Raw genomic sequence first — 13,405 nt, 5'->3', positions numbered from 1 at the left:
TGAAAATACGCTGACAGAAACAAAAAACGCCTCGATATTTTTCGAAGCGTTTTTAATTAACAATCACTTAGTACTATTAGGCGTGATGTTGGGATTAAACTGATGATGTAGATGCTGATTCGTTGGCCGCTTTTGATTCATTGGCCTCTTTATCTGCACGATTAACTTGCTCTTGGTTTTCGTCTAACAGTTCATAAATAACATGGTCAACAAAACCGGCACCCGCTGCTTCATAAAGGTTGTAAGCGGTATCAACCCCCGCAGCCTTTAACGCATCGGCATCTTCAGTGTATTGCACAATAGCACTGATTTTGCCCTCGTAATTCAGCTTCTTAAGTTGTTCTACGGCAAATAAGTTACCCACATGATGCGGAATCGCCAGCAGTACTAATTCAAGATTGGGCGCACGTTCTAATTTTTCCCAAAAATCGGTATCGCCAGCATCGCCTTGCACCACATTACGGCCTTGAGTACGATGAAAATCAACTAACTCTTGTTTATGCTCAATCCCTAAAATTTCGCCATCAAAACGCAAACGAAGCTCGTCATACGCACCACTACCAATTCGCCCCATACCGAATATCAAAAAGCGAGGATTACCAATTTTAATTTGGCGGTCTTCAGGGTGCAGTGGATGTTTTTCCATTTTGACTAAATGGCGTTGAAAGCGCTGGTAGATCTTATTCACACTGGTGTTAAGTGGCGCAGCAAATAAAAAGCTAATGCTTAATGCCACAGCAATAATAATTAACCATGATGCTGGCAACCAACCTTTGTGGGCTGCAACGGCGGCAACAATCAAACCAAACTCACTGTAGTTACCTAAGTTGAACGAGGCTAGCAATGAGGTACGTGAACGTAACTTAAAGCGTGTCAGCAAGTAGATGAACATGACAATTTTTACGGGTACTAACAAGACTAAAATAGCGGCTAAACCTATGTCTGACCAAGTCGGTAAACCGTTAAGGCCAATGGTGAGGAAGAAGGCGACCAGGAAGAGTTCTTTAAAGTAATACATCGACTTGGCTAACTCAGACGACTTAGCGTGTCCGGCAAGTAAAATACCAATAATCAATGCACCTAAATCAGGTTTTAGTCCTACCGCTTCAAATAGCCAAGCGCCAACCACAAGTGCCATCACAAGGCCAAATAACACCAGCATTTCACTGTGACCAACGCGGTCAAAGACCTTGTAAATAAGTGGTCGAGTAAACGGCAGTAATAATAACCCCAGCGCCCAAATGGATGGGATATCACCTTTAGAGATAGTTAAAAACACCACGGCAAAGATATCTTGCATAATCAAGATACCAATAGCGACGCGGCCGTATAGCGACTTCATGTCACCATTATCTTCAATCACTTTTACTGCAAATACGGTACTGGAAAAACTTAAAGCAAAAGAGATCAGCAATAACTGGTTCAGGCTATAACCTTCCAGTTGCTCTAAGCCTGCCATGCCCAATAACTTTAAAACGGGAATAAAAAAGAGGATAGAACCCACTAAGTGGATACTTGATGTGGCCAACACCTCGGCTTTAAATAAACTTTTTAAATCCAGTTTTAATCCAATTGAAAACAATAGAAGGGTGACGCCTAAATCAGCAAGTTGCTTTAATAAAGGTAGGCTTGAGTCTTGAATGCCAAATGTGAATAAAACGAATCCTGCGCCTAAGTAGCCAATAAGTGGCGGTAACCCTACTTTACTCACAAGCAGGCCGCAAAGTAAGGTGATAATTAAGATTGCCGGTTCCATAGCACTCCATATTTAGCGATAAATGAAAGATAGCTAACATTGTATAAGAAAAATCGCCGAAGGGGGATTTTTCGTCACAATATAAAATAAGCACTTGGATGAAAATAGGTGCCTTTAAATACAAAACAAGCGCCTTTGTAGAAAAAGGCGCTTATTTTCATCAAGTAAAGTATTTGCTAAATAACTATTTCAACAGCAAGTCTAAGTGATTCGCGAAGTCTTTAGGCCCCATAAAACCAGTTACACGTAAATCATCGCGTATAGCGCCATTTTTATCGAACATTAATAATGTCGGTAAGCCCAATACTCCGTAATGCTCAAGTAACTCGATATCAACTGCATCACTTTTAGTGACATCGGCTTGCAGTATTACCATCTGATCCATGCGCTCAAGTACTGCGCCATCAGCAAACGTAATCGCTTCAAACTCTTTACAGGCCACGCACCAGTCAGCATAAAGATCTAACATGACAGTTTTGCCACTGATGCTGGCTTTATCCAGCTCAGTTTCTAAATCTGCTAATGATTTAATCCTGATAAAGTGATGGGCTTCAGCTTTTGCTGTGCCATTTGTTGCCGATTGGCTTATTGCTGGCGTTTGGAAGCCAAAGTGGCTCATTACCGCTTGAAAACCGTAAGAGAAACTCGCCAGTAAGGCCAGTAACAGCAACACACTGCGCACAGTTTGTTTCCAGTTAAATTGAGTGAGTTTGTTTTGGTGCATTAAGTAACCCACCAAGCTTACACCCCAAATTGCCCATAGCACATCAGAGACTAAACCTACCCAAATACGGCCAATCATCATGATAGAAACAGAGATCAGTAAGAAGCCGAAGATGGTTTTAATAATATCCATCCACGCACCGGCTCGAGGCAGAATTTTTCCGCCAGATGTTCCTAATACTAATAGCGGAACCCCCATACCCATGCTTAATACATACAGTGCTAGGAAGCCTTGTAGCAGATCACCACTTTGCGCCACGTAAATGAGTGCGCCAGATAAAGGGGCAGTGGTGCAAGGTGATGCCACTAATCCAGAAATAACCCCCATTAAAAATACGCCAACTAAGTTGCCGCCTTTTTGGTTGTTAGATAGCGAGTTCATTTTTTCTTGCCACTTTGATGGCAATTTTAAATCGTACATGCCAAACATCGACAAGCTGAGTAGCACAAACATTACTGCCAGAAATATCAAAATGGCCGGGTGTTGTAGCGCTGCTTGAAACTTCATGCCCGCACTGGCAACCACAAGACCAAGTAACGAGTAGGTAATTGCCATGCCTTGAACATAGGCCATCGACAGAGTGAAAGCTTTTGCCGTTGATAGCTTTTGCCCTTGGCCGACAATAATCCCCGACAAAATGGGATACATAGGGAACACACAAGGGGTTAATGCCAAACCAATACCTAAGCCAAAAAAGATTGCCAACGTCCATAACAGGCTGTCGTTTTGCAGCATTTGGCTTAAGGTATCTTGTTGGGTTATTGGAGTGGTTGAGCTGGAGGCATTATCAGTCTCGGATGCTTCAGGCGCACCGATGACTTTTTTAGCCTGGGCAACTTTGCCATCATTGGTTGCAACTTCAGATAAAATAACATCGCGAGTAGTAGGCGGGTAACACAGTGTGCCTTCAGCACAGCCCATAAAGGTCACTTTAAAGGTGGCTTCTTTACTGGCCTCTTTAATGCCGACGGGGATCTCTACAAATGAGTAAAAGACCTCTTGCTCACCAAAATATTCGTCGTTATGGGTTTTACCTCGGGGTAAATTGATATCACCAATCACCGCACCGTCAGCAGCAAACGTCAATTTGTCACGGTACATATAGTAACCATCGGCAATCACCCAGCTTATCATCAGCTGATTACCTTGCTGTTTAAAATCGAATGAGAAAGCCTCATTCACAGGCAAAAGTTCAGGTTCACTGCTTAAAAAATTAAATTTACTCTTACTAAATACCCCTTCACTTTGCGCCAAAGGGGCAATAGCAATAGAGGACACGAGTAGTAATGAGGTTAAAACAAAGGCGAATATTTTTTTCATGATGTAGTGGTTTCTTTTATCCATGTTAAATAAGGCGCAAGCCCATTGATAATAGGTGTCGCGATTAACTCTGGTACTTCATACGGGTGTAATTGGATCACCATTTGTTCAATTGCTGAGTAATGTAAGCTAAGACATTTGATTTGCAATTGCACTTCTTGTGACTGACACACTTGGTTATCCCAATAATAAACTGACTCAACTGATGGGCTAAGTTGCACACAAGCCGCCAATTTTGCATCCACTAATGCACGCGCAATGTGGTCAGCGGTGGTTTTATCAGGACAGGTTGAAAAAATCAGTAAAAAGTCTGCGGTCATTGTATATCTTCTAAACTTAACGTTAGCTTAAGCTAAAATGGGCAGTATTGGGTTACTTTACGGTTTTTAGATGCAGATTTCACTGTTATGTTTAAGAACCGTGACGTCTCTTGAAAATAGACCGTATAATCCCCATATAGTTTTCATTAACTTTCGATTATTTTATTAATTAATTCCGATAGTCACTGTTTAACCGAGGTTTACATGTTTTTGATTTTATTATTAGTGTTCATTATTGTGCCCGCGCTGGAACTGTCGGTATTAATTCAAGTGGGTGATGCCTTAGGGGTATGGCCAACAATCGGGTTGGTATTCTTTACTGCCATTGTTGGAGTATCACTGGTAAGAAGCCAAGGATTAAACACCCTAATGACAGTGCAACAAAAGCTGGCACGTGGCGAAGCGCCTGGGCAAGAAATTGTTGAAGGTATGATGTTAGCCGCCGCTGGTGTGTTGTTATTAATTCCGGGGTTTGTCACTGATGCGTTAGGGCTATTGCTACTGACCCCGTTTACCCGTGCACCGATTGCAGCCTTTATGTATAAGCGCATGCAGTTACAAGTGGTGGCAAATGGTGGTTTTAAGCCTGGGTTTGGCCAACAAGGGCCGTTTAATCAAGGGCCATTTGGACAAAATCCTTTTGATCCCACTCGTGGTCAAGATAGTCATACCTTTGAGGGCGATTTTGAGCATAAAGACGACCCAAGCCAAAAACGACCTGAAAGCCATCAAATCGATCATCAACAAAATGACGATCGTAAATAATTGAACAAAGCCAGCGAATCGCTGGTTTTTTTATCCAAGAAATATAATGCACCCGCTGCGGTTTATGACGCAGTCTTTTTTGCCACTAGATAAGCCGTAATAATACTGGTTAGCCAATTGGCAACAAATAGCCAGGTTATCCAAGTGCTTATTTGTGCCATATTACCATCAGGTGCCTGAGTAATTTGTGCGTAAATGGCGCTGTATTCTAATGCCACTTCACCAGCTAAAATTTTATCTGCAATAACCTGTGCCCGTTCAATGGCGAAGTTCATCATTACCGCCAAACATACAAAAGACAACGCCATAAACCCAATACCTTGCCATTTTTTTCCTAACCACATTTGGCCACTGCCGGGGCAAATAAGGGCCGACATCAGTGCAGCCTTTAATGGCCGTTTTATTGATGGGGGTTGATTTGATGTTGGGGTATTTGGGATAGCCATGGCATGCCTATACAGTGACGTTGCTAATAATTACTCGACAATGACTGCAGTCGTGTGATGGTGTTTAACGGGCTCGGTTATCTTAGTGGCTAAAATATAGCAAGCTATACCCATAATAGTATTGGTAATGGGTAACGCCAACATCAAGCCTTTTACGCCACCAATGTACGAGCCTAATGCCGCCAAGGGAAGCATTAACAGCATTAACCGACATAAATTAATGACCAGTGAACTCATCGGTCGATGGTATGCATTTAAGCTGGTGGCAAAAATAATCACAATACCTAAAGGGCCATAGGCGGCGGGTAAGGCAATAATATAAAAGGTCAACCAATCAATCACTATTGGATCATTTGAAAACTGCTGGGCAATTGGGTGGGCAAAAAAGTACATCGGAATATAAAGCAAGGTTTGAAACACCAGCACAAACCGCAGTGATGTCAATAATGCATCCTTGGCCCGCACATGCTGACCAGCACCTAAATTTTGCGCAATAAACGGCATCAAGCTAGATGATAACGCCATGACAACCAGTAACAGCACAGATTCTAAACGCATGCCCGCCCCAAAAGCGGCTACCCCCGCATGGTCAATTCTGGCAAGCATGGCCATTAAAATACCGTTAGCGATTGGGTTAATCATATTCATTAATGCGGCCGGTCTGGCAATGTGGGCTAACGCACGCCAATGGCTCACCATACGGTCTTTTACCAGGCTAGCACTGTGCAACAGTTTGCGTTTAACAATCAGTAACCGTCCGGCTAATACTAAGGCGATGACCCAAGACAACATGGTCGCAATTGCCGCACCTTGAACTTCTAAACGTGGAAACGGGCCCAAGCCAAAAATCAGTAAAGGGTCTAAAACCAAATTAACGATGGCGGCAAGCATCATTATTTTTGCCGGAGAGCGGGTATCGCCAGTGGCCCGCAAGGCTTGGTTTCCCACCATTAACAGCACCAGTGCTGGTGCACCGCAATACCACCACATCATATAGTCATGAATGTAAGGTAGGCTGTGCTTATTCGCCCCTAAAAGGCTAAATAATGGCTCAATCAATACGCCACCCAACACACTCAGCACAGTAATGATGGCCAATGTCAGCATTAAGGTATCAAACAAAAACAGCTTGGCTTGCTCAGCTTGCCCCGAGCCGATTAATCGGCCTAAGTTAGTGGAAACCCCCGCACCAATACCAATGCCAATACTGGTAATGACTAGGGTAATAGGGAAAGTAAAGCTGACCGCGGCTAAGGCTTCAGTACCTAACTGACTGATAAAATAGATATCCACTAAGCTACCGCCCAGAATGGTGAGAATACCAATCAGGTTAGGAAGGGTCATGTTAAACAGCACACGACCTATTGGTGCAGTAAGCAACCCGTGTTTATCTTTCATGGCGGCGTCAATTTGCAATATTAAGGAGGCGAATTCTATCAGGCTTTGGGGCGGTTTAATAAAAGAGACATAAAAATTCTGTAGTTTTTTTATGATTTGCCCTTGGAAGTGTGATGTGTCACCCCCATATAACTTCCATCAAAGGTAAAAGCCTTTTCCATAAAACCGCCTCGATTTTTGGGCATCAAATCATTAGGAGAGTTCATAGATGAATATTCGTCCATTACATGACCGAGTTATTGTTAAGCGTTTAGAAGTTGAATCTACTTCAGCGGGTGGCATCGTGCTGACAGGCAGTGCAGCTGAAAAATCAACTCGTGGCGAAATTCTTGCAGTAGGCAACGGTCGCATTTTAGAAAATGGCACAGTTAAACCACTTGACGTAAAAGTGGGTGATGTTGTGATCTTCAACGAAGGTTATGGCGTTAAAAAAGAGAAAATTGACGGTGAAGAAGTATTAATCCTGTCAGAAGCTGACCTGATGGCTGTTGTAGGCTAAGCCTCCAGTATCATTAGACTGTCCACTTAAACTATTCATTTAAAGGAACATCACAACATGGCAGCAAAAGAAGTATTATTTGGTAATGACGCACGTGTAAAAATGCTTGCGGGCGTTAACATTCTAGCCAATGCAGTTAAAGTTACTTTAGGCCCTAAAGGTCGTAACGTTGTTTTAGATAAAAGCTTTGGCGCACCGCTAATCACTAAAGATGGTGTATCAGTAGCCAAAGAAATCGAACTGACAGACAAGTTTGAAAACATGGGCGCACAAATGGTGAAAGAAGTTGCTTCTAAAGCCAACGATGCCGCCGGTGACGGTACCACTACTGCAACAGTATTAGCTCAGTCTATTGTTGTTGAAGGCTTAAAAGCGGTTGCAGCGGGTATGAACCCAATGGATCTTAAGCGCGGTATCGACAAAGCGGTTATCGCAGCAGTCGCTGAGCTTAAACTACTTTCTCAAGAATGTGCTGACACTAAAGCGATTGCGCAAGTAGGTACAATTTCTGCTAACTCTGATGAGTCAATCGGCGACATCATTGCTACCGCAATGGAAAAAGTCGGTAAAGAAGGCGTGATCACCGTTGAAGAAGGCCAAGCGCTTGAAAACGAATTAGACGTTGTTGAAGGTATGCAGTTTGACCGTGGTTATTTATCACCATACTTCATCAACAAGCCAGAAACAGGCAGCGTTGAATTAGACAGCCCATTCGTTTTATTAGTAGACAAAAAAGTCTCTAACATCCGCGAATTACTGCCAATCCTTGAAGGTTTAGCTAAAACCGGTAAGCCATTACTTATCGTTGCAGAAGACGTTGAAGGCGAAGCATTAGCAACGCTAGTTGTTAACAACATGCGCGGTATCGTTAAAGTTGCAGCGGTTAAAGCGCCAGGTTTTGGTGACCGTCGTAAAGCGATGTTACAAGACGTAGCTATCTTAACTGGTGGTACAGTTATCGCAGAAGAAATCGGTCTAGAGCTTGAAAAAGCGACCCTAGAAGATTTAGGTACAGCGAAGCGCGTTATCATCACTAAAGATAACACAACCATTATTGATGGTAACGGTGACCAAACTCAAATCTCTGGTCGTGTTAGCCAAATCAAACAACAAATTGAAGAATCAACTTCAGACTACGACAAAGAAAAACTACAAGAGCGTATGGCTAAACTAGCTGGCGGTGTTGCAGTAATCAAAGTTGGCGCAGCAACAGAAGTTGAAATGAAAGAGAAAAAAGCCCGCGTAGAAGATGCATTACACGCAACTCGCGCAGCGGTTGAAGAAGGTGTTGTAGCAGGCGGTGGTGTTGCACTGGTTCGCGTAGCAAGTAAAATCAAAGATGTTGAAGTGCTAAACGAAGACCAAAAACACGGTGTGGTAATCGCATTACGTGCAATGGAAGCGCCATTACGTCAAATCGCGACTAACGCTGGTCAAGAAGCATCAGTGGTTGCAAACACAGTGAAAAACGGTACTGGTAACTACGGTTACAATGCGGGCAACGACACCTACGGTGACATGTTAGAAATGGGTATCCTAGACCCAACTAAAGTAACCCGTAGTGCACTACAGTTCGCCGCATCGATTGCAGGTTTGATGATCACTACCGAAGCTATGATTGCTGAAGTACCACAGGATTCTGCGCCAGATATGGGCGGAATGGGTGGTATGGGCGGAATGGGCGGCATGATGTAATCTAACTGGTTAAAATGGGTTATAGCTGCGTTACTTTGCAGCTCGTGTAGAAAAACGCTACACGTCGCTACAAAAAGCCTTGCTTTAAGCCCATTTTTCCTGCGTTAGATGATTATTGTTGATGCTGGTCTGAAGCCTAAAAGCTAAAGCCTGAATTAGTTGTAAAAGAATTGAAAGCCCCGATACCTAACAGTATCGGGGCTTTTGTTATTGGTTATTTAGGGATTTAAGAAAAAGTTTACTCTGACCCCATTTATTGTTGATGCTGGTCTGAAGCCTAAAAGCTAAAGCCAGATTAGTTGTAAAAGAATTGAAAGCCCCGATACCTAACGGTATCGGGGCTTTTTGTTATTGGTTATTTAGGGATTTAAGAATAAGTTTACTCTGACCCCATTTATTGGGATGGAATGTCCATCATATTGTGGAAAGGGGGAAAGGTGGCAGTGATGAAATGGAGAATCTGGTGTTGTTGCACCCCAATTGTCATAGGCAATTACATGCTCGGAACTCTGCAACCTCATGATATAATGTGTTATCTATTGAGGAGGGTTATTATGAATAAACATGCTGAAACCTTGAAACTGTTAAGCAAAGAAGGCGATATCATAGAATCTATCTCGGATAAGTTCGAACACTTTGATTCGCTCAAATGGTTACATAGTGAGGGTTTCATAAATGGCAAGCGGTCAGTAACTGATACCAGTGATGCCTTTTGGCATGTATCTATAACCCAAGCTGGCATCGAATATATAGCTCGTTACAAGAAGTCTAACGCTCCGTGGTATAAGAAGTTGTTCTATTGGGATACCTTTGAGCGGCTGATGAAAACAACGAAGTTTATATATTGGTTCGTCTTTGTAATGGGTGTTGCAATCCTTAATTATGCAAACTCATAGACGCTGGTCTGTACTTAGGTACTGACTTATAAAGGCTTGAGCCGTATGCGGGGAAACTCGCACGTACGGTTCTTAGGGGAGGGACAAGTAGTAATGCTTGTTCCTTACCCGACGTAGAGTTAAAACTCTATAATTATAGCTCTAACTATTTAAAAGAAGCCCAAATATTACCATTTGGGCTTCTTATCTATTTAGTCAACAAAATTAATAACGATTTTTCCTTTAGCACGTCCTTTTACTAAACTATTAAATGCTTCTACGCTGTTATCAAACTTGTAAACTGAGTCAATTACTGGGGTGATTGTATTGGCAACATATAAATCAGCTAGGGCAGATAGTTGCTGACCATTAGGTGACATTAATACAAAGCGGTACAATGCTTTCTTTTGCTCTGCTGCTTTTGTTACTTTTCTAGCTTTTAAGGCGAGTAATCCGCGAATAAAAAAGCTTAATCCTAAATTTTTAGTTGTTTGACCATCAAGCTCACCAGAAACAGAAACAACGCGTCCACCCATTTTTATAACTTTAAATGCGTCTGCTGTGTAGTTTCCACCTAAAGTATCAAACACGACATCAAAGTCTTTAACTTCATTGAGGTAATTTTCAGTTTTGTAATCGATCACTTGGTCAGCACCAATTCTTTTGACTAAGTCAACATTTGCTGTGCTTGTTGTGGTTGCGACAAAAGCGCCTAAACTTTTTGCTAACTGAATGGCAACCGTGCCTAAGCCACCAGAACCTGCATGAATTAATACTTTTTCACCTGATTGCAACTTAGCAATATCGATTAACGCTTGGTATGCGGTTAGGCCAACTAACGGTATGCTTGCTGCTTCTTCATGGCTCAAATTGTTTGGCTTTTTAACGATATGATCGGCATCAGAAACAGCATATTCCGCTAGTGTGCCTGCATAAGGTTCAGCGACTCTTGAAAAAACTTCATCACCAATGGCTAGTCCTTTTACGTTTGACCCAATTTCTGCAACAACGCCACTGACATCACGGCCGATACCTGCAGGGAATGTAAGTTTTGAAAAAGCTTTCATATCGCCTCGCAACACTTTGTAGTCAATCGGATTAATACTTGCAGCATGCGTTTTGATTAATACTTGGTTGTTGCTAATTTGTGGTTTGGCTACCGTTTGAAATGCTAAGCTAGTATTTACATCGCCGTATTGGGTCATCATTAATGCTTTCATGTTTTTATTCCTAATTTAATATTTTATAAGGGAGCTAATGCATTGCTGCAACTCGATTGAGATGAATGTTACAGATAAGCTGTCTAAAGAAAAATAGGTAAAACGGCAAATCACTATTGTCTTTAAAACAACAATAGGGCATTGTTTGGCATTATTGATACAGGTTATGTGGGTATTATGGATAAAATGAGGGCTCTGCGTTACTTTAAACGTGTAGCGGAATTAAAAAGTTTTAGTTTAGCAGCGCAAGAATTTTCAGTGCCGTCTTCTTCTATTTCGCGACGAATTAAAGATCTTGAATCAATACTAGGGTTAGAGTTATTAAAGCGCTCAACCCGTATTGTTGAGCTAACAGAACTTGGCTCACTCTATTACGACATGATTATTGAGGGGCTGGAGAAGCTCGATGATGCGGATGAATTGATGATGCAGCGTATGAGTACACCCGAAGGGATACTAAGAATAAGTGCCATGCCTAGCTATGGTGAGCAAATACTGTCGCCTATATTAGAAAAATTCCAGCAAGATCACCCGTTAATAACCCTTGATTTAGACTACACTGATAGCCTGACCGTGTTAGGTAAAGACCCCATTGATATTGCTATTCGTTCTGGTTTTACACCTGATGAGCGCGTTGTGGCGAAACAATTAAGTAAAAATAACTTTAAATTAGTAGCGTCGCCAAAACTGCTGTATTCACTTCAACTTTTGTATAACAAAGAGGTGTTATCTTTTCAAGATTTAGAACATTGCCCGACCTTACAACATAGAGTCGCCAGTGGTGTGCTCCCTTGGTGGGTTAACGAAAACAGTCACTGGAAAAAAATTGCTATTAACCCTGTTGTTATTTGTAACAACGGGAAAACATTATTAAATGCGGCGTTGGCTGATCGAGGACTGATGTTAGCGCCGTCTTGGGGAGTAGATAAATATATTGAATCAGGGGAGTTAGTTGAAGTGGCAACTGACTTTCCAATAAATATTACTCAGCGTGCTGATGCCGGTATTTTTATATTGTATCAACGCTCAAAGTATCAAATTTCTAAAGTAAAACTATGCATAGATTTTATCATGCATCAACTCAATATTGATTAATTTTATTTAAATTTTTTAAAAAGTTATTGTCATCCTCCCTCTGGGCTAACCAGTGTTCTATCTCACTTTGGCCAATTAATGTAACTTATAACTCGGGGGCGTTATGCCTTATGAAAATAATACTTAACCTCAACTCGGGTTAATGAACGAGTATAAAATCCGTTAACTATCTAATAATTTAACAAAAAACAATTTATTGAATAAATGGAATGCAAGTAATTGGCTTTAGTTGGATAAGTATTTATATATAAAAATTTCAAATATAGCACTAAGAATAAGTGGGGTCAGATCAAACTTTATGCCTTTGCCTTAACATACATATCCTATGGTGAAGGTCGGTAATTCGAAGGTCATGTGGATGAGTAAATACCTCATAATGTCTATTGTGCAGACTAAAAAGCCAGCGTTAATTCTATAAAGCAGGGTAAGATCAGTTTAAAAGAGTCAAATGTTACACCCTCTTTCGCTATACCAAAAAATCAATTACACCACTGTCTTTCACACGGCACACCATCACCATCTCCATCCATTTCAGTATTTGGGCAATTTCTAATGTAAAAGGTAGCCTCTTCACATGAGCGCATGTGGCTACAGTGTGTTTTTCCTGCTTCACAGCGAAATGATTGTTTGATAATTGATTTTATAGGACTTGCTGTGGGTTGCCACTTTATGTTCTCTGCATCGTCATGAGTTATAACTGACGTGTCATTGAATTGTTGATACTTTGAATATCCAAATGCCGCGACGACGACAAGTGCAACAGGCATCAGTTTGGATATGAATGATCGAGGCTGGCGACTTTTGTATGCTTGATTACTACTATTAGTGCGAACGTGTTTGGTACTTGCAATAACTGCAACACCTTCGATACTGGCTTTAATGGCTTTTACTTTACCGTCAGGTTGCTGTTCACGCAGATACAGAATTTCATCACCGACTTTGGGTTTTCTTGCCATGTGTTTCAGTTCTGAGATATGAATAAACACTTCTGTTTTATCAATACTCATTGTCGGTTTGATAAATCCAAACCCTTTGTCATCTTTCCAGCGAATAAGCGTGCCTTTTTCCATGAATTCCTTTTCCTTAGTACCTTCTTCTACGAACTTACAGTATTTTTTAGGATATCGGTTAACTTGAGATAATGCGCTGCGAAATGGCAATTTAATGTGATTGAGTATTGATAAGCTTTTGCTAACAGCATCCATTCATAACTTGATAAAAATCATTACCATAATACCCAATTATAGATTGATAAAGCTATGATTATTGATTGAATTTGTATAAAAATAGCA

Annotated in this window: 13 protein-coding genes; 6 read left to right on the top strand and 7 right to left on the bottom strand. The window is 41.4% G+C overall.

Going from position 1 to position 13,405, the window contains the following annotated elements:
• Positions 1-94: 94 nt before the first annotated feature.
• From NE535_RS12670 to cutA, 3 genes are all read right to left on the bottom strand, one after another.
• On the bottom strand, positions 95-1,756 hold the full coding sequence (locus NE535_RS12670) for a cation:proton antiporter family protein (protein WP_261298995.1): 1,662 nt from the start codon (positions 1,754-1,756) through the stop codon (positions 95-97).
• Positions 1,757-1,940: 184 nt separating this feature from the next.
• A complete protein-coding gene (locus NE535_RS12665; protein WP_261298994.1) occupies positions 1,941-3,800 on the bottom strand; it encodes a protein-disulfide reductase DsbD in 1,860 nt (619 codons plus the stop codon).
• Positions 3,797-4,120 carry a divalent-cation tolerance protein CutA gene (gene cutA / locus NE535_RS12660; protein ID WP_261298993.1) on the bottom strand — a complete coding sequence of 108 codons (324 nt, stop codon included), beginning with the start codon at positions 4,118-4,120 and terminating at the stop codon, positions 3,797-3,799. The genes NE535_RS12665 and cutA overlap by 4 nt, the downstream gene beginning before the upstream one ends.
• 204 nt (positions 4,121-4,324) lie before the next feature.
• Between cutA and NE535_RS12655 the strand changes: the two genes are divergently transcribed.
• Entirely contained in the window at positions 4,325-4,885 is a 561-nt protein-coding gene (locus NE535_RS12655; protein WP_261298992.1) for an FxsA family protein, read from the top strand.
• A 62-nt stretch (positions 4,886-4,947) separates the two neighbouring features.
• Here NE535_RS12655 and NE535_RS12650 read toward each other — a convergent pair whose 3' ends face one another.
• Positions 4,948-5,331, bottom strand: a complete 384-nt coding sequence (locus tag NE535_RS12650) for a hypothetical protein (protein WP_261298991.1) — start codon at positions 5,329-5,331, stop codon at positions 4,948-4,950.
• A 30-nt stretch (positions 5,332-5,361) separates the two neighbouring features.
• Complete coding sequence (locus tag NE535_RS12645) at positions 5,362-6,729, bottom strand: MATE family efflux transporter (protein ID WP_261298990.1); 1,368 nt, start codon at positions 6,727-6,729, stop codon at positions 5,362-5,364.
• Positions 6,730-6,937: 208 nt separating this feature from the next.
• Here NE535_RS12645 and NE535_RS12640 point away from each other — a divergent pair, with 208 nt between their 5' ends.
• From NE535_RS12640 to NE535_RS12625, 4 genes are all read left to right on the top strand, one after another.
• Entirely contained in the window at positions 6,938-7,228 is a 291-nt protein-coding gene (locus NE535_RS12640; protein WP_188842565.1) for a co-chaperone GroES, read from the top strand.
• Between the two features lie 57 nt (positions 7,229-7,285).
• Complete coding sequence (groL, locus tag NE535_RS12635) at positions 7,286-8,923, top strand: chaperonin GroEL (protein WP_261298989.1); 1,638 nt, start codon at positions 7,286-7,288, stop codon at positions 8,921-8,923.
• Positions 8,924-9,320: 397 nt separating this feature from the next.
• Positions 9,321-9,446: an HNH endonuclease gene (locus tag NE535_RS12630; RefSeq protein WP_261298988.1), complete on the top strand. Its 126-nt coding sequence runs from the start codon at positions 9,321-9,323 to the stop codon at positions 9,444-9,446.
• A gap of 31 nt (positions 9,447-9,477) precedes the next feature.
• Positions 9,478-9,819 carry a hypothetical protein gene (locus NE535_RS12625; RefSeq protein WP_261298987.1) on the top strand — a complete coding sequence of 114 codons (342 nt, stop codon included), beginning with the start codon at positions 9,478-9,480 and terminating at the stop codon, positions 9,817-9,819.
• A 191-nt stretch (positions 9,820-10,010) separates the two neighbouring features.
• Here the strand turns inward: NE535_RS12625 and NE535_RS12620 are convergent, their stop codons facing one another.
• Entirely contained in the window at positions 10,011-11,018 is a 1,008-nt protein-coding gene (locus tag NE535_RS12620) for an NADP-dependent oxidoreductase (protein ID WP_261298986.1), read from the bottom strand.
• 177 nt (positions 11,019-11,195) lie between these two features.
• On the opposite strand from NE535_RS12620, the gene NE535_RS12615 reads away from it, so the two are divergent.
• Positions 11,196-12,113 (top strand): LysR family transcriptional regulator, encoded by a 918-nt coding sequence (locus NE535_RS12615; protein WP_261298985.1) that lies wholly within the window; start codon positions 11,196-11,198, stop codon positions 12,111-12,113.
• A 479-nt stretch (positions 12,114-12,592) separates the two neighbouring features.
• On the opposite strand, the gene NE535_RS12610 is transcribed toward NE535_RS12615, so the two are convergent.
• A complete protein-coding gene (locus NE535_RS12610; RefSeq protein ID WP_261298984.1) occupies positions 12,593-13,183 on the bottom strand; it encodes an excalibur calcium-binding domain-containing protein in 591 nt (196 codons plus the stop codon).
• Between the last annotated feature and the right edge of the window lie 222 nt (positions 13,184-13,405).

This window comes from Shewanella holmiensis (assembly GCF_025370255.1).
Taxonomy (GTDB): Bacteria; Pseudomonadota; Gammaproteobacteria; order Enterobacterales; family Shewanellaceae; genus Shewanella; species Shewanella holmiensis.
This window is presented reverse-complemented; position numbering and strand designations above follow the sequence as displayed.